The organism is Pantoea sp. DY-17 (genome assembly GCF_019795975.1).
In the GTDB taxonomy this organism is placed as follows: Bacteria; Pseudomonadota; Gammaproteobacteria; order Enterobacterales; family Enterobacteriaceae; genus Pantoea; species Pantoea leporis.
Window position 1 is genome coordinate 1,839,558 of record NZ_JAIMIG010000001.1, and the last position, 23,425, is coordinate 1,862,982.

Genomic DNA, 23,425 nt, shown 5'->3' on the forward strand with positions numbered 1-23,425 from the left:
TGATCAGCGCTGTGATTATTCACGGCAATACGACAGGAAACGGCTCAACGCTTTGGACACATGCTTCTGTCGATGATGGATGCGATACAGCGTGCGCGTCAGGCGCGGCAATGGGATCGCGACTTCCACCAGCGTGCCGGCTTCCAGCAGATCCTCAATCACCCGCCGCGACAAACAGCTGATGCCCATGCCGTGACGCACCGCGTGTTTAATCGCCTCTGAATTGCCTAACTCCATGCCGAGCTGAAACTGTGGCAGATGCGACAGCAGCAGATAATCAACGATCTCGCGCGTGCCTGAACCGCGCTCGCGTAGAATCCACGGCGCGGCGGCGAGCGCTTCCAGCGTAATCGGCTGCTGCAGGATGGCGGCATCCGGCGCGGCAAACACCACCAGCTCATCTTCCAGCCACGGCTCGCTGATAATATCCAGCTCGTGGCACGGACCTTCGATCAAACCGATATCGACGCGGAAATCCGCCACCGCATTAATCGCATCCTGACTGTTACCGACGCTCAGCTCCAGCGGCAACGCCGGGAAATCGCGGCGATAGGCGGCGATCATGCCCGGCAGCAGGTAATTACCAATGGTGCTGCTGGCGAACAGGCGAATCGCCCCGTTATCTTCCTTAAACAGCTGTTCGATTTCGCCCGCCTGCTCCATCAAACCCACGGCACGCGGATAGAGTAAACGGCCATGCTCATTCACCACCAGCCGCTTACCGACGCGGTCAAACAGCTGCACACCGAGTTGGTTTTCCAAATCTGCTAACGCGGCGCTCACCGCCGACTGCGACAGCGCCAGCACCTGCGAGGCCTGCGTCGTCGAGCCGCTCTTCAGCACTTCGGTAAACACTTCAATCTGGCGCAACGTGATGTGCATGCGGTTCTCTTTATATTACTTATTCTGGTTAATTATAAATATATTATCAATTTTACTTTTATACCAGCGCAGCGCAGGCTTGAGGCAGAGATTGAATGTTAGAAGGTCGCCAGAAATGGTGCCCCTACAGGAGAAAAGTATGGCTGAGTTAAGCGTGAATAAAACCCCGTTTCATCTACATCACTGGCTGCCGGGTTTGCTGTTGACCGTGGCGATTGCCGGTACCGCGGCGTGGTTAAGCAATCAGTCTTGGTTGGCCGGGGCCGGATTCGGTGCGCTGACGTTAGCGATTATTTTGGGCATCGTGCTCGGTAACACCCTTTATCCGCAGATGGCCGGCGCCTGTGACAGCGGCGTAATGCTGGCGAAACAGCGCTTGCTGCGCCTCGGCATCATCCTGTATGGCTTTCGTATTACCGTGCAGCAGATTGCTGATGTCGGTCTTAGCGGCGTATTGATTGATGTGATGGTTCTCAGCTCCACTTTCCTGCTGACCTGTTTTATCGGCATTCGTCTGCTGAAGATGGATCGCGAAACCGTGTGGCTGATTGGGGCGGGCAGCAGCATTTGTGGCGCGGCGGCGGTGCTGGCGAGTGAACCTATCGTTAAGGCTGCGCCGTCAAAAGTGGCGGTAGCTGTTGCGACTGTGGTGCTGTTTGGTACCGTTGGCATCGTGCTGTATCCGATGTTGTGGTCGCTGCTGCCAACGGTCAGCGCGGAACATTTCGGAATCTTCACGGGTTCGACGTTGCATGAAGTGGCGCAGGTTGTCGCGGCAGGACACGCGATGGGTACCGAGGCCGAAAACACCGCCGTGATTGCCAAAATGCTGCGCGTGATGATGTTAGCGCCCTTCTTGCTGATGCTGGGAAGCTGGCTGAAACGTCAGCCTAGCCACAACGCACAGCAACAAGCGATTAGTTTTCCCTGGTTCGCGCTGCTGTTTATTGTGGTGGCGCTGTTTAACTCGCTGCATCTGCTGCCTGCCAATATTGTTGGCACGTTGAATCAGCTGGCCAATCTGCTGCTGGCGATGGCGATGGCCGCGCTGGGTTTGACTACGCGCTTCAGCGCCCTGAAACAGGCCGGTTGTAAACCGTTGCTGCTGGGATTGGTGATGTTTGGCTGGTTAATTCTCGGCGGCGGAGCACTCAATGTGCTGGTGCAACATTTCATGGCGTAACCGCATCCGCTATGATGGGCAGCTTTGCAGCAGCAATCGCCCAATCAGGAGAGCGGCATGAAATATATCGGCGCACACGTCAGTGCATCAGGCGGCGTGGACCAGGCAGTTATCCGTGCCCACGAACTCGAAGCCACAGCCTTTGCGCTGTTCACCAAAAATCAGCGCCAGTGGAAAGCCGCACCGCTGTCAGGAGAAGTGATCGATGCGTTCAAAACCGCCTGCGATCGTTACAACTTCACGTCCGCGCAGATTCTGCCGCACGATAGCTATCTGATTAACCTCGGCCATCCGGTGATGGAAGCGCTGGAGAAATCGCGCGAGGCTTTCCTCGATGAGATGCAGCGTGCCGAGCAGTTGGGTTTGACCTTGCTGAACTTCCACCCGGGCAGCCATCTGAAGCAGATTGAAGAAGAAGCCTGCCTGAAGCGTATCGCCGAATCGATCAACATCGCGCTGGATAAAACCAGCAGCGTAGTGGCGGTGATCGAAAACACCGCCGGTCAGGGCAGCAATCTCGGTTTTCGCTTCGAGCACCTCGCCACCATTATTGAGCACGTGGAAGATAAGTCGCGCGTTGGCGTGTGCATTGATACCTGCCACGCCTTTGCGGGCGGTTACGATCTGCGTACCGAAGAAGCCTGCGCCGAGACCTTCAGCGACTTTGAGCGCATCGTTGGTTTCCAGTATTTGCGCGGTATGCACCTGAATGATGCCAAGAGCACGCTGGGCAGTCGCGTCGACCGCCATCACAGTCTGGGTGAAGGCAATATCGGTAAAACCGCGTTTAGCTGGCTGATGAAAGATAAACGTTTTGACGGCATTCCCATGATTCTGGAAACCATTAATCCGGATATCTGGAAGGATGAGATTGCGTGGTTGAAGTCGGAGCAGCAGGGTTAATTATCTGATTAAACAAAAGGGAGCCGCAGCTCCCTTTTTTATGTCTGACGAAGATTACGCGGCTTTAACCAGCTCTTCTTCCGGACGTTTCAGGATGGCGTAGCCAAGTCCCGCTACCGCAGTACCAATCACAATCGCCAGCAGATAACCCAATACTGGGGTAATCGCGCCTGGAATCAGGAGGACGAACAGACCACCGTGCGGTGCCATCAGTTTCGCGCCAATCGCCATGGAAATCGCACCGGTTACCGCGCCGCCAATGATACAGCACGGCAGCACACGCATTGGATCACGCGCCGCAAACGGAATCGCACCTTCAGAGATGAAGCACAGCCCAAGCACCAACGCCGCTTTACCACCTTCCTGCTGACCTTTGTTGAACTTACGACGCGCAACCAGCGTCGCCAGGCCCATCGCCAGCGGTGGCACCATACCGGCTGCCATAATGGCCGCCATCGGTGCGTAGGTTTGTGAACTCAGCAGACCAACACCAAACGCATAGGCCACTTTGTTCACCGGACCGCCCATGTCGGTACACATCATGCCACCGAGAATTGCGCCCAACAGCACTGCGTTCGCGGTACCCATATTGGCCAGCCAGGTTGTCAGGCCAGTCATGATGCCCGCCACCGGCTTACCTACCACGTAAATCATCAGCAAACCGGTAATTAAACTCGCCACCAGCGGAATAATCAGAATCGGCTTCAGCGCTTCCATACTCTGCGGCAGTTTCACTTTGCTGCTGAGCATTTTCGCGGCGTAACCGGCAATGAAACCGGCGATGATACCGCCCAGGAAACCGGCGTTAATGCTGGTGGCGATCATACCGCCAATCAAACCAGGCGTCAGACCCGGACGATCCGCAATCGAGAAGGCAATGAAACCGGCTAACACCGGCACCATCAGCGCGAAGGCGCTGCCACCACCGATCTGCATCAGTGCCGCCGCTAAGGTGCCCGGCTCTTTAAATGCGGTGATACCAAAGGCAAATGACAGCGCGATGCTCAAACCACCGGCAACCACCATCGGCAGCATGTACGAAACGCCAGTCAGCAGGTGACGATAGGCACCGGCTTTCTCTTTGCTGTCGCCCTGTGCGCTGGCAGCCTGATTGCCGCTCGGCTGATAGGTTTTCGCTTCGGCCTGGGCTTTATCCAGCTCCTGCGCAGTTTTCTTCAGCGCCAGACTGGTTGAGGTGCGGTACATCGGCTTACCGGCAAATTTCGCCAGATCCACATCGATATCAGCCGCGACGATCACCAGATCGGCCGCCGCCACTTCTTCTGGGGTAATCGCGTTGCCTGCGCCCACAGAACCACGGGTTTCAACTTTCACCCACCAGCCACGCTTGGTCGCTTCGGCCTGAATAGCTTCAGCAGCCATAAAGGTATGCGCCACGCCGGTTGGGCAGGCGGTCACCGCCACGATGCGTTTCTGAGCAGCGCTCTGCGCAGCTACTGGCGCGGCAGCGGTTGCAGCAGCAGGCTGCCAGGTTTTGGCACTCGCTTTGGCTTGATTGATTGCCGCCAGCGGATCGCGCAGCGCTTGCTGCACATCAACCAGCGCCAGCGATTTACCGGCCAGCTCTGCGTCCTGCGGCACATTGTGGCCAGCAACCAGCACCAGTTCAGCTTCGGCGGCATTGTCGGTCAGCGTCAGGCCAGCTTGTGCCGCCGTCGCGCGTAAACGTTCCAGCGCCAGATGTCCTGACGCCAGTCCCAGTAAAGAATCTTTTATCAGCAGCGTTTTCATTATCGCTCTCCTGCTGTTAGTTAACGGGTTGTAAGTCGACGCGCGCCATCATCGCGGCCAACTGGGTACGATCTTTCACGCCAACGTTGCTTTGGCTGACGGCCATCGCCGCCACTGCCGTCGCCAGACGCAGCGTGTGCTCGCTGGATTCACGCATCAGCAAGCCGTAAATCAGGCCGCCGACCATCGAATCGCCGGCACCGACGGTGCTGACCACTTCGCAGGCAGGCGGTTTGGCGATCCATTCGCCGGAGGCATTCACCCACAGCGCACCTTCCGCACCGAGAGAAATCACTACGTGCGCAATACCTTGCTCACGCAGTTCATGTGCAGCACCGATCACGTCCTGCAGCGCAGGCAGTTTGCGACCAGCCCAAATCTCCAGCTCGCGGCGGTTCGGTTTCACCAGCCACGGCGCGGCTTTCAGACCGGCGACCAGCGCTTCGCGGCTGCTGTCGAAGATGATGCACGGGCAAAGCGTGCGCAGATCGCTCATCCATTTAGTGAACGCTTCTGGTGCCACGCCGGCTGGCAAGCTGCCGCTGACGCACACCATATCGAACTGTCCGAGCCAGGTGAGAGAATCGGCGGTGAAGCGCTCCCAATCCTGCGCGGTGACCTCAAAGCCAGAGAAATTCAGGTCGGTCACATCGCCGTCTTTTTCGGTCAGCTTAACGTTAATACGCGTACGGCCCTGCACCACCTGAAAACGGTTGGCGATGCCGAGTTCGCTGAACAGCTGCTGAAAGCCGTCCTGATTCTCTTTGCCGAGGAAACCGCCGACGGTGACATCGATACCGAGATCCTTCAGCACTTTGGCAACGTTGATGCCTTTACCCGCCGCGTGCAGGCCGGTGGTTTTCACCAGGTTAACTTCGCCGCGCTCAATTTCTGGCGTGTATCCGACCAGATCGTAAGCCGGGTTTAAGGTAATTGTTGCGACACGACGGCTCATGCAACCCCCTCGCCTAAACCAGAATTGATCGCTTCTTCAATTGCGTTCAGCGCCTGCTGTGCATCTTCGCCGCTGGCGGTAAAGCGCAGGCGATGGCCTTTTTTCACACCGAGCGCAACGACTTTCATCAGGCTGCGGCCGTTAGCAGGCTTACCGCTGCCATCGAGATTAGTTACGGTGATGTCGCTGTTGAACTGTTTGATAACGGTCACCAGCGCCGTGCCCGGACGCGCGTGCAGACCGTGTTCGTTGCGGATGGTGAATTCAGCGGTCAGCAGCTCGGCAGCTTCATCGACTTCGCTGGTCAGCAGCGCCAGAATACCGGCGGCATCGGCCTTCAGCAGACGTTCAGCTTTGTTGCTCAGCAGCAGGTTGCTGAGATAGCCCAGCACTTCCAGCGGACGCTGATCGTTAGCCGCCACGGTCAGCAGCAGCGCGACGTTTTCGCCCTGATGCTGGAATGGCGCTGCCGCGCGGCTTACGGCCACTGCGCTGCCGAGATTGCCGTTGGCGCTGTCGCTCAGCCAGATGCCCTGACCGAGGCTCAGCGGGGCGCGGGAAATCACGTCAGCAATAAATGACGCGTCCACCGCGCCTGCAGCCTGCAGACGTCCGGCGTTCAGTGCCTGTAACGTGATTAAATCGCTGGCCGCCACATCAACGGCAATCAGCGAGGTATCGAATTTGAATTCTGCCGCCTGGTTTTCACCCATCAGCAGCGCACGCAGATCTTCCGCCGAGGCGGTTTTTAGCTGTTCAGCAATGCTGTCATCACTTAATACGTGAGTGAGCTGGCGCAGCAACGCGAGGTGTTCATCCGATTTAGCGGCAATACCGATCGCCACATACGCCGTTTGCCCTTCGCCCCAATCCACGCCCTGCGGGAACTGATAAACCTGGACACCGGTTTTCAGCACCAGGTCGCGGGTGTCGGTGGTGCCGTGCGGAATGGCGATGCCGTTACCCAGGAAAGTGGTGGTTTGCTGTTCGCGCGCCAGCATGCCGTTAACGTAGCCTTCGGCCACATTGCCTGCAGCGGTTAACGCAGCGGCAACCTGACGAATGGCCTCTTCTTTATTCTGTGCGCTAGCACCGGTATGAATGGCCTGAACTTCGAGCTGGAACATATCTCTCCTCGCTTGCTGTATTGAATCGTTTCAGCTAGATGGTGAAAAAAGCTGCTGTGCATCGCGGACTTAGCCGGAGTGACAACGCTGAAACGTTTCAGGGAATATGGTACAGCCACGTACAGCAGGCAAGAAAATGCGCGATCTGAGTAGCAGATTTTTGACGTTCCGCACACTTCATGTTGGATTTAAGATTTTTACCGGCAGGCAGGCTGATGCTTTTGCTGTACAGACCAACGGCACTAAGCCCAATTCTTCAGCTATGCGTCAGCAGTGCTTCAGGGCGCCGTATCGGCTTCCAGTTTAAGCAGAAATGTCATGGCGCTATCACGGCTGCTGCCGCACATTTCGGCGCTGGGCTGTAAGCCGGCACAGACCGCCGGACGCAGCGGTGAACCAAAGATTTTGCAACGCTGTTGCTCATCAAGCTGCACGCAACGCGTGTTGGCCGGCTTGCCGTGCGGCATGCCAGGAATCGGGGACGAGATTGAGGGGGCTGTGCAACAGGCACCGCACTGGTCACGACAAAACATCATGCGCTCCTGCAGACAATTCGCCGCGACAATAACAGTCCCAGACCGCGAATGCCATGCACCGGCAACAATTTTACATTGGCTGACTTGCCAGTTTTTCGCCGCGCGAGTAACGTGACGCGCATTAACCTCCTGTCAGCGAGAAAACCACCATGCCAAAGGCAAATGAAATCAAAAAAGGGATGGCTGTCACCTGGAACGGCAAACTGTTGCTGGTGAAAGACATTGATGTACAGAGCCCAAGTGCTCGCGGTGCCGCGACGCTCTATAAAATGCGTTTTACCGATGTCCGCACCGGCCTGAAAGTGGAAGAGCGCTTCAAAGGCGACGATATTATTGACGCCATTTCGCTCAGTCGCCGCGCCGTCACCTTCTCTTATATAGATGGCGATGAGTATGTGTTTATGGATGACGAAGACTACACGCCGTACAACTTCAAAAAAGAGCAAATTGAAGAAGAGCTGCTGTTTATTCCTGAAGGTGGCATTCCCGGCATTCAGGTGCTGACGATGGATGGCCAGGTATTGGCGCTTGAACTGCCACAAACCGTCGATATGGAAATTGTTGATACCTCGCCGGGCATTAAAGGCGCCTCCGCCAGCGCTCGCTCCAAACCCGCAGGCATGAGCACCGGCTTATCCATTCAGGTGCCGGAATACCTGAGCAATGGCGATCGCATCCGCATTCATATTGCGGAACGTCGTTATATGGGACGCGCTGATTCATAACGTGCTTCCGTCCGGCGGCCGGTGATTGTTATAGTATAACAAGGCCGTGCGCGCCGGATGCCTCTCATCCACGCGCGATTTATTCTCTTTTTTTGGGAGCCCTTTTGTGACGCGCGTAAACCTCATCACCGGATTTCTCGGCAGCGGAAAAACCACCACTCTGCTGCATCTGTTAGCCAATAAACCCGCGGATGAAAACTGGGCGATTCTGGTCAACGAATTTGGCGAAATTGGCATCGACGGCGCACTGCTCGCCGATCGCGGTGCCACGCTGAAAGAGATTCCCGGCGGCTGCATGTGCTGCGTTAACGGCTTGCCGCTGCAGGTGGGGCTGAACATGCTGCTAAAACAGGCTAAACCCGATCGTCTGATTATCGAACCCACCGGCCTTGGCCATCCCAAACAGCTGCTGAATATGCTGCGTGCTGCCGTTTATCAACCCTGGATTCAGGTGGATGCCACCTTAACGCTGCTCGATCCGCGCCAGCTTGCCGACGCACGCGTGGTGGAGAATGAGAACTTCCGCGATCAGCTGGTGGCGGCCGATATCATCGTGGCGAACAAAAGCGACCGCTGGAACGATGATGATCGTCAGCGGTTACAGACCTGGCAACAGCAATTTTTGGGCGAGCGTCAGCTGGTGGAAGCAGCGTGGGGACACATCGATCCCGCGTTGTTGACTCAACTCGCCTTGGCGGATCGTGCGGTTCCCGATGCAGCACATCACCACCATAATTCACGTCCACAAGGCTTGGCCGCACTGAAACTGGATGGCCAGGCGCGCTGGCGTCGTGCGCTAAATGAAGGTCAGGGCTATGCTTCCTGTGGCTGGATTTTCGATGGTGAAACCGTGTTTGATACGATCAAAGCGCTAGAGTGGGCAAGGCATGCGCCGGTTGATCGCGTTAAAGGTGTGTTGCGCACTGCCGATGGTTTAGTGAATATCAATCGCCAGGGCGACGATTTGTTTATAGAAACCCGCCCTACTACACCGCCTGATAGCCGCATCGAATTGATTCATCATCAGCCTGCTGACTGGAACCTTTTGCAGACCGCTTTGTTGAAGATTCGTTTATATTAGATGCGTTAGGTTGCCCCGTTGTTTTCACTTTGAGTCTATTTTCTATGCGCGCTTCTCGATTAGTCACCATCCTGCTGCTGAATGCACTGGGTGTGATGCTTTTCCTTTCATGGTACCTGCCGCCGGATCACGGGTTCTGGTTTGGTATCGATAAAGCCATCTTTTATGGCTTCAATGACCAGATGGTTGATCATCACGGTTTCGCACTGTTAGTGGCCATCACTAACTTCCGCGGTTTCGATGTGGTTTCGCTGCTGGCTATGGGTTTGCTCTATTTAAGCTACTGGCGTCGCGAGACGCCGCAAGGTCGCCGCCGTTTGCTGGCCATTGGCATCACGATGCTGCTGAGCGCGGTAGTACTGAACCAACTCGGTCATCTGCTGCCGGTACAGCACTCCAGCCCAACACTGTTCTTTGAGAATGTGCATCGCGTAAGCGAACTGACCGGCATCCCGGCCAAAGATGCCTCGAAAGATAGCTTCCCTGGCGACCACGGCATGATGCTGATGATCTTCACCTGCTTTATGTGGCGCTATTTCGGCTTCCGCGCGTTTCTGGTGGGGTTGATGATTACCGTGGTGTTTGCTCTGCCACGTGTGATGGCGGGTGCGCACTGGTTTACTGATATCGCTGTGGGTTCGTTGTCAGTGATGCTGGTTGGCATGAGCTGGTGCCTGTTAACGCCCTTCAGCGACAAGCTGGTGAATTGGCTGAACCGTTCGTTGCCGGGCAAATATAAGCCGCGCACGTAATTGTTAAGCGCGAGTGATCATAGAACAAAAAGTCAGTCGCTCGCGCTTATTTAAAACCTGAATAAACTATTAGCAAACTAACATTATTCAGGTAAAAGAAAAGATTATGATGAAAAACGCGGAACAATAGCCTTAATCCTAAGTTGTCCAGCCCGAACCCTCTTAAAATCGGCCTTAGCGCCAGAATTACCCCCTTATTGCACCGCTGTTTGGCTATTAAATCGCTGCCAATTGTTGATAAACTCGCCATTGTGTTACAGATTGATTTCACATCGAAAAAACCTTTGAATATTTATATAAAAGCACTCGCCACGCGGTCTGTAATCGGTTAACCTCAAATCCGATTAGTAAGCAACAGCATAAAATGCGGTGCTGAAAGCGACAAAAATGTGTGCATTAACACATTTTAGTAATTAAGGATTTGTCTTAGACGGTCGTACTTATTAATCTCAACCCGTTTTGTCATCTGGCTGACGACATTCTGTCGTAAGGAAATCGAAGGAAAACACGTACAATGGTCAAGTCTCAACCAATTCTGAGATACCTCAGGCGGATCATTCCCGCGGTAGCACTCGCAACACTTTTATCAGCATGCAGCAGTACCCATAACGGTCAGAACGCGAATAACGAGAATCATGAAGTTAACAACCAGAATGGTTTTTTACTTCAAGCGTCTCAGGACGAATTTGAACAGATGGTGCAGAACGTGGACGTTAAGTCCCGCATCATGGAACAGTACAGTGACTGGAAAGGTGTACGTTATCGCTTAGGCGGCGACACCAAACGCGGCATTGATTGTTCTGCTTTTGTTCAGCGCACCTTTCGCGAGCAGTTCGGTTTAGATTTGCCACGCTCAACGTCTGAACAGCAAGGCACCGGCAAAGAGATTTCACGCAATAAATTGCGCGCAGGTGACTTAGTGCTGTTCCGCGCCGGTTCTACCGGTCGCCACGTGGGCATCTATCTTGGCAACGATAACTTTGTTCACGCGTCCACCAGCAGTGGCGTAATGATTTCCAACCTGAATGACAGTTATTGGAAAAATCGTTACCGCGAAGCGCGTCGGGTTCTTGCTAAAAACCCAAGCTAACGTATTTCTTTGATGATCCTCTCAGCCAGAGAATCAGAAACGCTGCCCCGGCAGCGTTTTTTTTCGCCCGTAGTTTTTAACTCAAATCCAACCGATAAAAAGTAATTGAGAATCAAAAATATAACGAGACATTCTTCGCGCTCTCGTTATATTCTCGTTGACTTCCTGATACCCAGATATTGCGCTGCAGACACCGTTATCACCGTGGCTGCGGTCTGAAGTGGGTAGTGACCAAACGATAAACATAATAAAAAATGGCAAGACAAGGGGAATGCACTCCATGCCACTGTCAGGGACATTAAAACACCACAGCAGTTATTCACGCCGTATCGCCTGGCATAGCGCGATTATCGGCGCGGCATTCTTTCTGCTTTTTGTCACCGTGCTATTAACACTCACCTGGCAAAAACGCGTACAACAACACGAACAGCTTCTGGCACACAGCCGCGACGATTTACAACAGGTGATAGCAAGCCTGGTCGATACACTTTATCCCTTACAGCAATACACCCAGTTAGCCTGCAACAACGTCAGTCGTGAGCTCACTTCTCGCGCCGCCTTTGCCGGTAATATCCGCGCCATCCTGCTGGTGCGTGATGGCAACGCTTACTGCTCTTCTGCCACCGGCGCTTTTCTGATGCCAGCCAACGATATTTCTCCTGAGTCTGAACTGGAACGCGATCGCGATATGCGCTTGCTGGAAGGCACGCCATTGCTACCGAAGAAACCGGCGCTGGTGCTATGGGTGAAAAATCCAGGTTCAGCCGAGACCGGCCTTTTCGCCACCATGAACATCAGCCTGACGCCTTATCAGCTGCTGGCCTCTTATCATCCCGAAATCACTGGCATGGCGCTGGTGGTCGGCAACAAAGCGCTGTTGAGCGGCAGCAACAACGTGGTACGCGCGAGTGATTTACCGGCATCGCTACATGAAATAGCCTTTAATAACAGCGATCTACGATTCGTGCTGTTTGGCACCACCTTAGCGCCACGCGATTACTCACTGACGTTGCTGACCGGCATACTCTTCTCACTGCTGATTTCCGCGCTAAGCGGGTTATTGCTGACGCGACATCAGCGGCCGGGCAAAGAGATCATGCAGGGCATTAAACGTGGCCAGTTTCATGTTGAATACCAGCCGCTGGTCACTGCGCACGATGGACAACCCTACGGCGTGGAAGCGCTGCTGCGCTGGACGCATCCCACTGAAGGCATGATTCCGCCGGATGCCTTTATCAGCTACGCCGAAGCGCAAAACCTGATTATTCCGCTCACTCAGCATCTGTTCACGCTGGTGGCGCGCGATGCCCAGTTTCTCTGTAAACAGCTGCCGCGCGGCACGCGCCTGAGCCTCAATCTCTCGCCGCTGCATCTCGCCTCAGAGAGCTTCCGGCGCGATGTCCAGGCATGGATTAACATCATGCCTACCGATCACTTCAACTATGTGTTTGAAATTACCGAACGCAGCATGGTCGGTGAAAAAAGCGCGGGAGAAATCTTCGCCTGGCTACATGAGAACAATTTTAAAATAGCGATTGATGATTTCGGTACCGGGCATAGCGCGCTGATCTATCTGGAAAAATATCCGTTCGATTACCTGAAAATCGATCGCGGCTTTGTGCAAAGCATTGGTACAGAAACTGTCACCTCACCGGTGCTCGATGCAGTTCTGCTACTGGCGAAAAAACTCAATCTCAAAACCGTGGCTGAAGGGGTCGAAACGGGCGATCAGGCGGCGTGGCTGGTGAATCGCGGCGTGACGCATTTACAAGGCTATCTGTTTAGTCGTCCGTTACGCCCCGAAAACCTCGTCAGCTATTATCAACGCCAGCGCGCACTGAGTTAACATCACGCGAACCCCATGAAACTGCTACCATAAAGTGCGGAACACCACAGGAGATCGCCCCACTTATGCTGCTGCGTCTTGTCACAGCGTTGTTCATTTGTAGCGCCATTGCGCCGCTGCATGCCGCCACCATCAATGAAAGCTATGCCTTCGCTAAGCTGGGCGAGCCGAAATATGCGGTGAATTTCACTCACTACGATTACGCCAATCCCGCCGCGCCCAAAGGCGGCAAAATCACGCTGGCGGTGGTGGGCACCTACGACAACTTCAATCGTTTCGCCTCGCGCGGCAATCCCGGCATTGGTACCGATACGCTGTATGACGGCTTGTTCACCACCTCCGATGATGAACCTGGCAGCTACTATCCGCTGATCGCGGAATCAGCGCGCTATCCCGACGACTATCGCTGGATGGAAGTGTCGATCAATCCTCATGCACAGTTTCAGGACGGAACACCGATTACCGCGCAGGATGTGGCTTTCACCTTCCAGAAATTCATGACGGAAGGTGTGCCGCAGTTCCGCGTGGCGTTTCGTGACGTGCAAGTGAAAGCGCTAAACCGTCTCACCGTGCGTATCGACATGCCGAAACCGGACAAAGATCGGATTCTCAGCTGGCTAACGCTGCCGGTCATCCCGGAAAAATTCTGGCAAAACAAAAAGTTTAACGAGCCGATTGGTTATCCGCCGCTGGCCAGCGGGCCTTATCGCGTCACCTCCTATAAATCGGGTCAGTTTATCCAGTACAGCCGGGTGAAAGATTACTGGGCCGCCAATCTGCCGGTGAATCGCGGGCGTTTTAACTTCGATACTTTGCGTTATGACTATTATCTTGATGACAACGTGGCGTTTGAGGCCTTTAAAGCCGGCGCTTACGATTTGCGCGAAGAGGGTTCAGCGAAGAAATGGGCGACACAATATCGCGGCCGCAACTTTGACAGTCACGCCATCGTCAAATCGACCATTCCCAACACCGTTTCCACCGACACGCAATGGCTGGCATTTAACAACGAAAAACCGCTGTTCGCCGATCGTCGCGTGCGTGAAGCCATCACGCTGGCGTTCGATTTCGAGTGGATGAACAAAGCCTTGTTCTATGGCGCTTATAAACGCACGCGCAGCTATTTCCAGAACACTGAATATGCCGCGCTTGGCTATCCCAAAGCCGAGCAGTTGATCCTGCTGGCGCCTTACAAAGCGCAGCTGCCGTCCGAAGTGTTCAACAATGAGTATGCCCCGCCACGTTCTGACGGCAGCGGTTTCGATCGCGGCAACCTGTTGCAAGCCATGAACTTGCTGAAAGCGGCGGGTTGGGAAATCAGAAATCAGCAATTGGTGAATGTGAAATCCGGCCAGCCGTTCCGTTTCGAATTACTGATGCGCAGCGGTACGCAAAACGACTGGGCGTTGCCGTTCCAGCACAGCTTGCAACGGCTTGGCATCCAGGTCTCGCTGCGCCAGATTGACAGCTCGCAATATCTCCGCCGTATGCGCGAAGGCGACTACGACATGATCCCATCGCTCTATTACGCCATGCCATGGCCCTCGACCAGCTTGCAAACGATTTGGCAATCTCAATTTATTGACTCTTCCTGGAACAGGCCGCGCGTGAAAGATCCCATAGTCGACCATTTTGTGCAGCAGATCGTTGAGCATCAGGGCGATGAGAAAGCGCTGCTGCCGCTCGGCCAAGCGCTGGATCGCATCCTGCTGTGGAATGCCTACATGATTCCGATGTGGTACAGCGCGGAAGATCGCATGGCGTATTGGGACAAGTTTTCCCATCCCGAGATTAAACCCGCGTTTGCTACCGGTCTGGAAAACTGGTGGTACGATGTGAACAAAGCCGGGCGATTGCCGGCCAATCGACGCTGAGGAGCACGGTTTGGCAGCCTATTTTCTTCGCAGGTTACTGCTGATCATCCCGACACTTTGGGCGATCATCACCCTGAACTTCTTTATTGTGCAGATTGCGCCGGGCGGCCCGGTGGATCAGGCGTTAGCCAATGTGCAGTTTGGTCACAGCACCGGCATTCCTGGCTCAGGCGGCGGCGACAGCGGCGCGCGCGGTGCGCTGATGCGTGACAATCCCGGCGACAGCCAATATCGCGGCGCTCGCGGACTCGATCCGGAAGTGATCGCGGAAATTAAGCATCGCTATGGCTTCGATAAACCGCTGCTGCAGCGTTACGGTGAAATGCTGTGGAACTATATCCGTTTTGATTTCGGCGACAGCCTGTTCCGCAGCGCATCGGTGCTGCAGCTGATCAAAGAGAGTTTGCCGGTCTCCATCAGTTTGGGATTGTGGAGCACCTTGATCATTTATCTGGTGTCGATTCCGCTGGGCATCAAAAAAGCGGTGCGTAACGGCAGCGCTTTCGACATCTGGAGCAGCACTTTTATCATCATTGGCTATTCGATCCCGGCCTTCCTGTTCGGCATCATGCTGATTGTGCTGTTCGCTGGCGGCAGCTATTTCGACTGGTTCCCGCTGCGCGGCCTGACGTCACCGCAGTTTGATGCGCTGCCGTGGTACAGCAAAATCAGCGATTACCTGTGGCACATCACGCTGCCGGTGCTGGCTACGGTGATTGGCGGTTTCGCCACGCTGACCATGCTGACTAAAAACTCGTTCCTTGATGAGATCCGCAAACAATATGTGGTCACCGCGCGCGCCAAAGGGCTGGATGAGAAGCGCGTGCTGTACGGCCACGTGTTCCGCAACGCCATGCTGCTGGTGATCGCCGGTTTCCCCGCCACCTTTATCAGCATGTTTTTCACCAGCTCGGTGTTGATAGAGGTGATGTTCTCACTCAATGGTTTGGGCCTGCTCGGCTATGACGCCACTATTCAGCGCGACTATCCGGTGATGTTCGGCACGCTCTATATCTTCACGCTGATTGGCCTGCTGATGAACATTCTTAGCGATCTGACCTACACGCTGGTCGATCCGCGCATTGATTTTGAGGGACGCTGATGCGCTTATCTCCAGTTAACCAGCAGCGCTGGCAGCGTTTTCGCCATAACCGTCGCGGTTACTGGTCGCTGTGGATTTTCCTGATCATTTTTGTTCTGTCACTGGGCGTTGAGCTGCTGGCTAACGACAAACCGCTGCTGGTGCATTATCAGCAGCGCTGGTATGTGCCGCTGCTGTTCAACTACAGCGAAAGTGATTACGGCGGTGATTTCTCTACGCCTGCCGATTATCAGGATCCCTGGCTGAAGCAGCGCATCAATCAACAAGGTTGGGCGATCTGGGCACCGATTCGCTTCAGCGACAGCACCATCAACTTCGCCACCGATGTGCCCTTCCCTTCGCCACCTTCGGCGCAAAACTGGCTCGGTACCGATGCTAACGGTGGTGATGTGCTGGCACGCTTGCTGTATGGCACGCGCATCTCATTGCTGTTCGGCATCATGCTGACGCTGTTCTCCAGCGTGATTGGCATCGTGGTTGGCGCGGTGCAAGGCTACTTTGGCGGCCGCATCGATTTGGTGGTTCAACGCCTGATTGAGGTGTGGTCCGGCATGCCTTCGCTGTTCCTGCTGATTCTGCTCTCCAGCGTGATTCAGCCCGGCTTCTGGTGGCTGCTGCTGGTGACAGTGGTGTTTGGCTGGATGAGCCTGGTGAGCGTGGTGCGCGCCGAATTCCTGCGCGCACGTAACTACGATTATATCCGTGCGGCGCGCGCGCTCGGCGTCAGCGATAGCCGCATTATGCTGCGCCACATGCTGCCCAACGCCATGGTCGCCACGCTGACGTTTTTGCCGTTTATCCTGTGCGGCTCAATCACCACGCTAACTTCGCTGGACTTCCTGGGTTTTGGTTTGCCGGTGGGATCGCCATCGCTTGGCGAGCTGCTGTTACAGGGCAAAAACAATTTACAGGCGCCGTGGCTGGGATTGGCGGGCTTCTTTGCCCTCGCCCTGCTGCTGTCGTTACTGATATTTATCGGCGAAGCGGTACGCGATGCCTTTGACCCGAGCCGAGGACGCTAAATGAGCCTGTTAACGGTGAATCATCTGGCGGTGGCCTTTCAGGATCGCCGCGTGGTAGAAGACATTTCGCTGCAGATTGACGCCGGCGAAACGCTGGCGCTGGTGGGCGAATCCGGTTCAGGTAAAAGCGTGACTGCGCTGTCGATCATGCGCTTATTGCCGCAACCGCCGGTCAACTATCCGCAAGGCGAAATATTGTTTAACGGCCAGGATATTTTGCAGGCCAGCGAACGCACCTTGCGCGGGCTGCGTGGCAACCAGATGGCGATGATTTTTCAGGAACCGATGGTGTCGCTCAATCCACTGCATAACGTGGAGAAGCAGCTGTATGAAGTGCTGTCGGTGCATCGCGGCATGCGGCGCGAAGCCGCGCGTGGCGAAATGCTGAGCTGCCTGGATCGCGTCGGCATTCGCCATGCGGCATCGCGTTTGCAGGATTTTCCGCACCAGCTTTCTGGTGGTGAGCGACAGCGCGTGATGATCGCCATGGCGCTGCTAACCCAGCCGAAGCTGCTGATCGCCGATGAACCGACCACCGCGCTGGATGTGACGGTTCAGGCGCAGATTCTACAACTGCTGCGCGAACTGCAGCGTGAACTCAACATGGGCATGTTGTTCATCACCCATAACCTGAATATTGTGCGTCAGCTGGCGCATAGCGTCACGGTGATGCGCAATGGCCGCGCTGTGGAACACAATCGCTGCGATATGCTGTTCAGCCAGCCGCAGCAGCCCTATACGCGCGAACTGATCGCCGCCGAGCCGGATGGCGAACCGGTGCCGCTGCTGGATGCGCAATCGCTGTTGCAGGTGAAGAATTTACAGGTTGGTTTCCCGATCCGGCGGGGATTGCTGCGTCGCACCGTGGCAGAGAAGATGGCGCTGAAGGATCTTAGCTTTACCCTGCGGCGTGGCGAAAGCCTCGGACTGGTGGGCGAATCGGGTTCGGGCAAGAGCACAACAGGCCTGGCGCTGCTGCGTTTAATTAGCGCGCGCGGTGAGATCTGGTTTGACGATCAGCCGCTGCATCAGCTGTCGCCAAAGCAGTTATTGCCGCTGCGCCAGCGCATTCAGGTGGTGTTTCAGGATCCCAATTCGTCGCTCAATCCGCGCATGACGGTGCAACAGGTGATTGCAGAAGGTTTAGCGGTGCATCGCCCAGAACTGAGCAGTGCGGAGCAGGAAGCCAAAGTGATTGCGGTGATGCAGGAAGTGGGGCTCGATGCCGACAGCCGCTCGCGCTATCCGGCGGAGTTTTCAGGCGGTCAGCGCCAGCGCATCGCGATCGCCCGCGCGTTGATCCTGGAGCCGCAGCTGATTGTGCTGGATGAACCCACCTCGTCGCTGGACCGCTCGGTGCAGAAGCAAATTCTCACCCTACTGCGCCGTTTGCAGCAGCAGCATCAGCTCGCCTATCTGTTTATCAGCCATGATTTGCAGGTGGTGCGCGCGCTCTGTCATCAGCTGATTGTGCTGCGTCAGGGTGAAGTGGTGGAGCAAGGTGATTGCGAAACGCTGTTTAACGCACCAGCAGCCGATTACACGCGGCAGCTACTGGCGTCTGCGCAGGGAAAAGATCTAAGTCAGTGACCATCAAAGGTTTCGGCGATAGCTACACCCTGATTTTTCAGGCAGCAGTTGGTCGCGCTTTCGTCATCACGTTGAATCAGCAGGCAAGGCTGCCCTTCACACTCGGCGATTTTGCACTCGACCTGAATCTGCGCCAGCGTCTCCTTCAGCTGGTGCAGAATTTCCAGCGCCGGATGACCATCATGACTCAGCAGGCGCAGCACCACCAAATCTTCGGCATGCACGCCATTCGCTGCTTCCTGACGCACAATTTCACCCGCATGTTCCAGCGACCAGCGATAATGTTGTGGCAAGCGATGCACAACGGAAAGTTGCAGCATAGTTATACGGCCCCCAGAGACGTTAACTTTATTCACGACGACGGCACAACGTGGTGAATCCCAACCTGATTAGCTCTGAATACCAATTCAGTCTGCCTTCTCGTTTTAAACACAAAGCGTGTAGCCAATTTATAATTTGCGAGGCTTCTCACATTTATGCCTATGTTTACCGTGTTCGGCTGCGGTTAACAATCATTTTAGACGCATTATCGTTACTTTTTTATCTCTAAATTTTCACATAATGGAAACATTAAGCATAACGAATGAATGGGGATTAGCGAGTGAGGGAGAAGAATTAAGAGAGGCCAGGTCGCCATTTGTGACGACCCTGGGGATGTCACGCCGGCTGTTGAGGCCGCGAAGCATAGGTGAACAGCACAATCGAAATTGTGGCGCACAGCGCAATGGTGGCAACCATCGGCCAGGCGCTGTTAATGCTGACTAATGAGAGCAGCGCGCCGACTAAAGCACCGACGCCAAAACGCAGCGTTCCCGCCAGCGAAGAAGCGGTGCCCGCCATATGCGGAAACTCATCCAGAATCACCGCCATCGCGTTCGACGACACCGTCGAGACGCAGCCAATAAACATCGCCACGCCAAACACCAGCGACAAGAAGCCTAAATCCAGCGCGCTGGAAATCAACAGCCAAACGCCCATCGCGAACTGAATCAACAATCCCATGCGGAACATTTTCACCGGACCAAAACGGCGCACGGCGCGGCTGTTGATCAACGTCATCACGAACAGGAACACCACGTTCAGGCCAAAGTAATAGCCAAAGTTCTGCGGGGAAACGTGGTTCACTTCGATGTAGACAAACGGACCGGCGTTGAGGAAGGTGAATAATCCGGCAAAGGAGAAACCGCTCGCCAGCATGTAACTGAAGGCGCGCTTGTGGCGCACCAGCGCCACGAAGTTGCCCAACGTGGTCCGCAGATGAAAGCGCTGGCGCTGTTCGGGCTTAAGCGTTTCACGAATTTGCGTCACCACCAGAACCGTGGTGATCAGCGCAGCTCCCGCCAGCGTCCAGAAAATGGCGTGCCAGTTCCACAGCAACAGCAGCCAGCCACCGATAATCGGTGCCAGCAGCGGCGCGATGGTGGTCACCAGCATCACGAATGACATCATGCGCGAGAAGTCCTCTTTCGAGTAGGTGTCGCGCATCAAGGCGTTGATCACCACGCTGGCAGCGGCGGCCGATAAGCCGTGCAGGAAGCGCATAAAGATCAGCTGATCGATGGTTTGTGACAGCGCGCAAGCCGCGGCGGCGCAGGCAAAAATTAGCGTTCCCAGCACAATCACCGGTTTACGTCCGTAGCTGTCTGCCAGTGGACCGTAAACCAACTGGCCAATGGCGAAACCGAGGATGTAAAGGTTGAGCGTCATCTGCACGCTGCCCGCCGAAACCGCAAACTCATGGGCGATTTGCGGCATGGCCGGCAGATACATATCGATAGAGAGCGGCATCAGCATTGCCAGCAATCCGAGGATGACCACTAAACCGACCGGTGAATTCTTTTCCTTGCGCACCGCGTTCTCCCGCTATTTACGTTGTTTGAGTTCTTCTGGCAGGCCGATGCTGTCGACCTCTTGCTGGGTCAGTTCACGATATTCACCTTCGCCGAGATCTTCATCCAGCTCAATGTCACCAATACGTTCGCGATGCAGCGCTGAGACATGGTTACCCATCGCCGCAAACATGCGTTTGACCTGATGGTAACGCCCTTCGCTGATGGTCAAACGGGCGGCTTTCTCATCGAGAATCTCCAGCACGGCCGGCTTGGTGAGCTCTTTTTCATTGTGCAGCTGTACACCCGCAGCGAACTTCTCAACCAGGACAGGATCGATTGGCTCCTCCACTTCCACCAGATAGGTTTTTTCCAGGTGATGCTTCGGTGAGGTAATGCGGTGGGACCATTGGCCATCGTCGGTCAGCAGCACCAAACCAGTGGTGTCGATATCCAGACGGCCCGCCGCATGCAGCTTGAACGCTGCGGGTTCTTCGATAAAGAACAGCACGGTGGGATGATCGGGATCGTCGGTTGAGCAGACGTAACCCTGCGGCTTGTTCAGCATGAAATAGCGCGGTCCTTGCTGCACCACCAGCGGATTGCCGTCGTATTCGACTTCATCGTCTGGCTGTACTTTGTATGCCGCATCGCGCACAACTTCGCCGTTGATGGTGACTTTTTTGGCGCGGATTTCGCGTCCGGCGATAGCACGGCTAACTTCCAGTTGCTGAGATATGAATTTTTCGAGTCGCATGAATTCGTTTTGCCTGTTACTGCGGGGGAAACTGAAACGGTGTTTTTGTCCGTTAAGAAAGTGTGGGCAGTATAGCTTGATCCTTAGAGTGCTAACAGTAGTGAACCTGCGTTTAACTGGCTTTCATGGCATAATGCGCGTCCGTTCCAGAAAAAAGTTTGCCCCGATGTCATTCACTCTGCGCCCATACCAACAAGAGGCGGTTGACGCCACCCTCAACCACTTTCGTCGCCATACCACGCCTGCGGTGATTGTGCTGCCGACCGGTGCGGGTAAGAGTCTGGTGATTGCTGAACTGGCGCGGCTAGCGCGTGGACGGGTATTGGTGCTGGCCCACGTCAAAGAGCTGGTGGAGCAGAATCACAGCAAATATCAGGCTTATGGACTTGAAGCAGACATCTTCGCCGCGGGTTTGCAGCGCAAACAGAGCGAAAGCAAAGTGGTGTTTGGCAGCGTGCAGTCGGTAGCACGCAATCTCAACCGCTTCGATAGCGCCTTTTCACTGGTGATCGTTGATGAGTGTCACCGCATCAGCGATAACGAAGAGAGCCAGTATCAGCTGCTGTTCGCCCACCTGCGGCAGCACAATCCGCAGTTGCGCCTGTTGGGTTTGACCGCCACGCCCTTCCGACTCGGCAAAGGCTGGATCTACCAATTCCACTATCACGGCATGGTGCGCGGCGATGAGAAAGCACTGTTCCGCGATTGCATTTATGAGCTGCCGCTGCGCTATATGATCAAACACGGCTTTCTGGTGCCGCCGGAGCGCTTAGATATGCCGGTGGTGCAGTACGATTTCAGCCGCCTGATCCCGCAAAATAATGGCCTGTTTAGCGAAGTCGATCTCAACCGCGAGCTGAAACAACAGCATCGCGTAACGCCGCATATTATTCGCCAGATTATTGAGTTTGCTGAAGATCGCCGTGGCGTGATGGTGTTTGCCTCCACCGTGGAACATGCCCGTGAAATCCTCACGCTGCTGCCTGAAAACAGCGCGCTGGTCTCGGCGGAAACGGCAGTAAAGGATCGTGACCGCTTGATTGGTGCATTTAAAGCGCAGCAGCTGAAGTTTCTGGTCAACGTTGCCGTTCTGACCACTGGCTTTGACGCGCCCCACGTGGATTTGATCGCCATTTTGCGCCCTACCGAATCCGTTAGCCTCTACCAGCAGATCGTCGGTCGCGGTTTACGCTTGTCACCCGGCAAAACCGATTGTCTGGTGCTGGATTACGCCGGTAATCCACACGATCTTTTCACCCCCGAAGTCGGCGCGCCGAAAGGGGCCAGCGACAATCAGCCGGTGCAGGTGTTTTGTCCCGCCTGCGGTTTCGCCAATACCTTTTGGGGCAAAACCACCGAAGATGGACACATCATCGAGCATTTTGGCCGCCGCTGTCAGGGCGTACTGGAAGATGATGAAGGCGAGCGCGAACAGTGTGATTATCGCTTTCGCTTCAAAAGCTGCCCGGATTGCGGCGCCGAGAATGACATCGCCGCGCGGCGCTGCCATCAATGCGACAAAATTCTGGTCGACCCGGATGACATGCTGAAAGCGGCGCTGAAACTGAAAGATGCGCGCGTGTTGCGCTGCGCCGGCATGACGCTGGAGCAAGGACGCGATGATAAAGGCGAATGGCTGAAAGCCACCTATTTCGATGAAGACGGCACCAGCGTCAGCGAGCGTTTTCGCCTGCAAACGCCAGCACAACGTAAAGCCTTTGAGCAGCTGTTTATGCGCCCGCATCAGCGCGCGCCGGGCGTGGAACTTGGCTGGCAAACCGCAGCGGATGTCATCGCCTTACAGCCTTTATTGCGTCATCCGGACTTTGTGGTGGCACGCGCAAAAGGCCATTTCTGGCAGATTCGCGAAAAAATGTTTGATTATCAGGGCCGTTATCGCCGTGCCAATGAGCTGCGTTAAGCGGCGGAATCATTTGCCCCTGCAGCATCATTGGGGCTATAATGCCGCCCGCTTTTGCATCCGTAAAAGCAGTTTGAATAACCGTCCTGTTGCTGGGTCGCCTGTAGCAGGAACTATTGAAGAGACATCAAATGTTCACTATTAACGCTGAAGTACGTAAAGACCAGGGTAAGGGTGCGAGCCGCCGCCTGCGTGTAGCAAACAAATTCCCAGCCATCATCTATGGCGGAAATGAAGCACCAATTGCTATCGAACTCGACCACGATGCAGTGATGAACGTACAGGTTAAACCTGAGTTCTACAGCGAAGTGCTGACCATCGCGGTTGATGGCAAAGAAGTTAAAGTTAAAGCTCAGGCGGTACAGCGTCATCCGTTCAAGCCAAAACTTTTCCACATCGACTTCGTTCGCGCTTAATCGCTGAATGAGTTGAAGGTAGAAGGGCCGGTTGCGAAACCGGCCCTTCTATTTTAGGCATAAAAAAATAACCCGACATCTT

At 55.0% G+C, this 23,425-nt stretch carries 21 protein-coding genes; 13 read left to right on the plus strand and 8 right to left on the minus strand.

Annotation, left to right across the window (positions count from 1 at the left end):
• Positions 1-15: 15 nt before the first annotated feature.
• Entirely contained in the window at positions 16-882 is an 867-nt protein-coding gene (gene yieE, locus K5Y33_RS08640; protein ID WP_101763706.1) for a DNA-binding transcriptional regulator YeiE, read from the minus strand.
• A gap of 139 nt (positions 883-1,021) precedes the next feature.
• Here yieE and K5Y33_RS08645 point away from each other — a divergent pair, with 139 nt between their 5' ends.
• Both K5Y33_RS08645 and nfo read left to right on the plus strand, forming a co-directional pair.
• The gene (locus K5Y33_RS08645; protein ID WP_222233714.1) at positions 1,022-2,065 is read left to right on the plus strand and encodes a YeiH family putative sulfate export transporter; all 1,044 of its coding nucleotides are present in this window, start codon (positions 1,022-1,024) and stop codon (positions 2,063-2,065) included.
• Positions 2,066-2,122: 57 nt separating this feature from the next.
• Positions 2,123-2,968, plus strand: a complete 846-nt coding sequence (gene nfo / locus K5Y33_RS08650; protein WP_101763704.1) for a deoxyribonuclease IV — start codon at positions 2,123-2,125, stop codon at positions 2,966-2,968.
• A gap of 54 nt (positions 2,969-3,022) precedes the next feature.
• Here nfo and fruA read toward each other — a convergent pair whose 3' ends face one another.
• The 4 genes from fruA to K5Y33_RS08670 form a co-directional block, all read right to left on the minus strand.
• Positions 3,023-4,720, minus strand: coding sequence for a PTS fructose transporter subunit IIBC (gene fruA, locus K5Y33_RS08655; RefSeq protein WP_101763703.1), 1,698 nt, complete (start codon positions 4,718-4,720; stop codon positions 3,023-3,025).
• Positions 4,721-4,736: 16 nt separating this feature from the next.
• The gene (gene fruK, locus K5Y33_RS08660) at positions 4,737-5,675 is read right to left on the minus strand and encodes a 1-phosphofructokinase (RefSeq protein ID WP_101763702.1); all 939 of its coding nucleotides are present in this window, start codon (positions 5,673-5,675) and stop codon (positions 4,737-4,739) included.
• Positions 5,672-6,802 carry a fused PTS fructose transporter subunit IIA/HPr protein gene (gene fruB / locus K5Y33_RS08665; RefSeq protein WP_101763701.1) on the minus strand — a complete coding sequence of 377 codons (1,131 nt, stop codon included), beginning with the start codon at positions 6,800-6,802 and terminating at the stop codon, positions 5,672-5,674. The genes fruK and fruB overlap by 4 nt, the downstream gene beginning before the upstream one ends.
• A gap of 278 nt (positions 6,803-7,080) precedes the next feature.
• The gene (locus K5Y33_RS08670; RefSeq protein WP_008105007.1) at positions 7,081-7,335 is read right to left on the minus strand and encodes a YkgJ family cysteine cluster protein; all 255 of its coding nucleotides are present in this window, start codon (positions 7,333-7,335) and stop codon (positions 7,081-7,083) included.
• 152 nt (positions 7,336-7,487) lie between these two features.
• Between K5Y33_RS08670 and yeiP the strand changes: the two genes are divergently transcribed.
• The 9 genes from yeiP to yejF all read left to right on the plus strand — a co-directional run bounded on the left by yeiP (position 7,488) and on the right by yejF (position 18,420).
• Positions 7,488-8,063, plus strand: coding sequence for an elongation factor P-like protein YeiP (yeiP, locus tag K5Y33_RS08675; protein WP_008105009.1), 576 nt, complete (start codon positions 7,488-7,490; stop codon positions 8,061-8,063).
• Between the two features lie 106 nt (positions 8,064-8,169).
• Positions 8,170-9,144 (plus strand): GTP-binding protein, encoded by a 975-nt coding sequence (locus K5Y33_RS08680; RefSeq protein WP_222233715.1) that lies wholly within the window; start codon positions 8,170-8,172, stop codon positions 9,142-9,144.
• A gap of 44 nt (positions 9,145-9,188) precedes the next feature.
• On the plus strand, positions 9,189-9,896 hold the full coding sequence (locus tag K5Y33_RS08685) for a phosphatase PAP2 family protein (RefSeq protein ID WP_222233716.1): 708 nt from the start codon (positions 9,189-9,191) through the stop codon (positions 9,894-9,896).
• A gap of 514 nt (positions 9,897-10,410) precedes the next feature.
• Positions 10,411-10,986, plus strand: a complete 576-nt coding sequence (gene mepS / locus K5Y33_RS08690; protein WP_222233717.1) for a bifunctional murein DD-endopeptidase/murein LD-carboxypeptidase — start codon at positions 10,411-10,413, stop codon at positions 10,984-10,986.
• A 280-nt stretch (positions 10,987-11,266) separates the two neighbouring features.
• The gene (locus K5Y33_RS08695) at positions 11,267-12,832 is read left to right on the plus strand and encodes a cyclic di-GMP phosphodiesterase (protein ID WP_222233718.1); all 1,566 of its coding nucleotides are present in this window, start codon (positions 11,267-11,269) and stop codon (positions 12,830-12,832) included.
• Positions 12,833-12,897: 65 nt separating this feature from the next.
• Complete coding sequence (locus tag K5Y33_RS08700) at positions 12,898-14,706, plus strand: extracellular solute-binding protein (RefSeq protein ID WP_222233719.1); 1,809 nt, start codon at positions 12,898-12,900, stop codon at positions 14,704-14,706.
• Positions 14,707-14,716: 10 nt separating this feature from the next.
• A complete protein-coding gene (locus tag K5Y33_RS08705; RefSeq protein WP_137386169.1) occupies positions 14,717-15,808 on the plus strand; it encodes a microcin C ABC transporter permease YejB in 1,092 nt (363 codons plus the stop codon).
• Entirely contained in the window at positions 15,808-16,830 is a 1,023-nt protein-coding gene (locus K5Y33_RS08710) for an ABC transporter permease (RefSeq protein WP_222233720.1), read from the plus strand. The genes K5Y33_RS08705 and K5Y33_RS08710 overlap by 1 nt, the downstream gene beginning before the upstream one ends.
• Entirely contained in the window at positions 16,831-18,420 is a 1,590-nt protein-coding gene (gene yejF / locus K5Y33_RS08715; RefSeq protein WP_222233721.1) for a microcin C ABC transporter ATP-binding protein YejF, read from the plus strand.
• Here the strand turns inward: yejF and K5Y33_RS08720 are convergent.
• From K5Y33_RS08720 to rsuA, 3 genes are all read right to left on the minus strand, one after another.
• Positions 18,414-18,740, minus strand: coding sequence for a hypothetical protein (locus K5Y33_RS08720; protein WP_101763692.1), 327 nt, complete (start codon positions 18,738-18,740; stop codon positions 18,414-18,416). The genes yejF and K5Y33_RS08720 overlap by 7 nt on opposite strands.
• A 337-nt stretch (positions 18,741-19,077) precedes the next feature.
• A complete protein-coding gene (locus K5Y33_RS08725) occupies positions 19,078-20,271 on the minus strand; it encodes a Bcr/CflA family multidrug efflux MFS transporter (protein ID WP_137386172.1) in 1,194 nt (397 codons plus the stop codon).
• A 12-nt stretch (positions 20,272-20,283) separates the two neighbouring features.
• Positions 20,284-21,006, minus strand: a complete 723-nt coding sequence (gene rsuA, locus K5Y33_RS08730) for a 16S rRNA pseudouridine(516) synthase RsuA (protein WP_101763690.1) — start codon at positions 21,004-21,006, stop codon at positions 20,284-20,286.
• Positions 21,007-21,172: 166 nt separating this feature from the next.
• Here rsuA and K5Y33_RS08735 point away from each other — a divergent pair, with 166 nt between their 5' ends.
• Positions 21,173-22,927: a DEAD/DEAH box helicase gene (locus K5Y33_RS08735; RefSeq protein WP_222233722.1), complete on the plus strand. Its 1,755-nt coding sequence runs from the start codon at positions 21,173-21,175 to the stop codon at positions 22,925-22,927.
• Positions 22,928-23,058: 131 nt separating this feature from the next.
• Positions 23,059-23,343: a 50S ribosomal protein L25 gene (rplY, locus tag K5Y33_RS08740; protein WP_101763688.1), complete on the plus strand. Its 285-nt coding sequence runs from the start codon at positions 23,059-23,061 to the stop codon at positions 23,341-23,343.
• Positions 23,344-23,425: the final 82 nt, after the last annotated feature.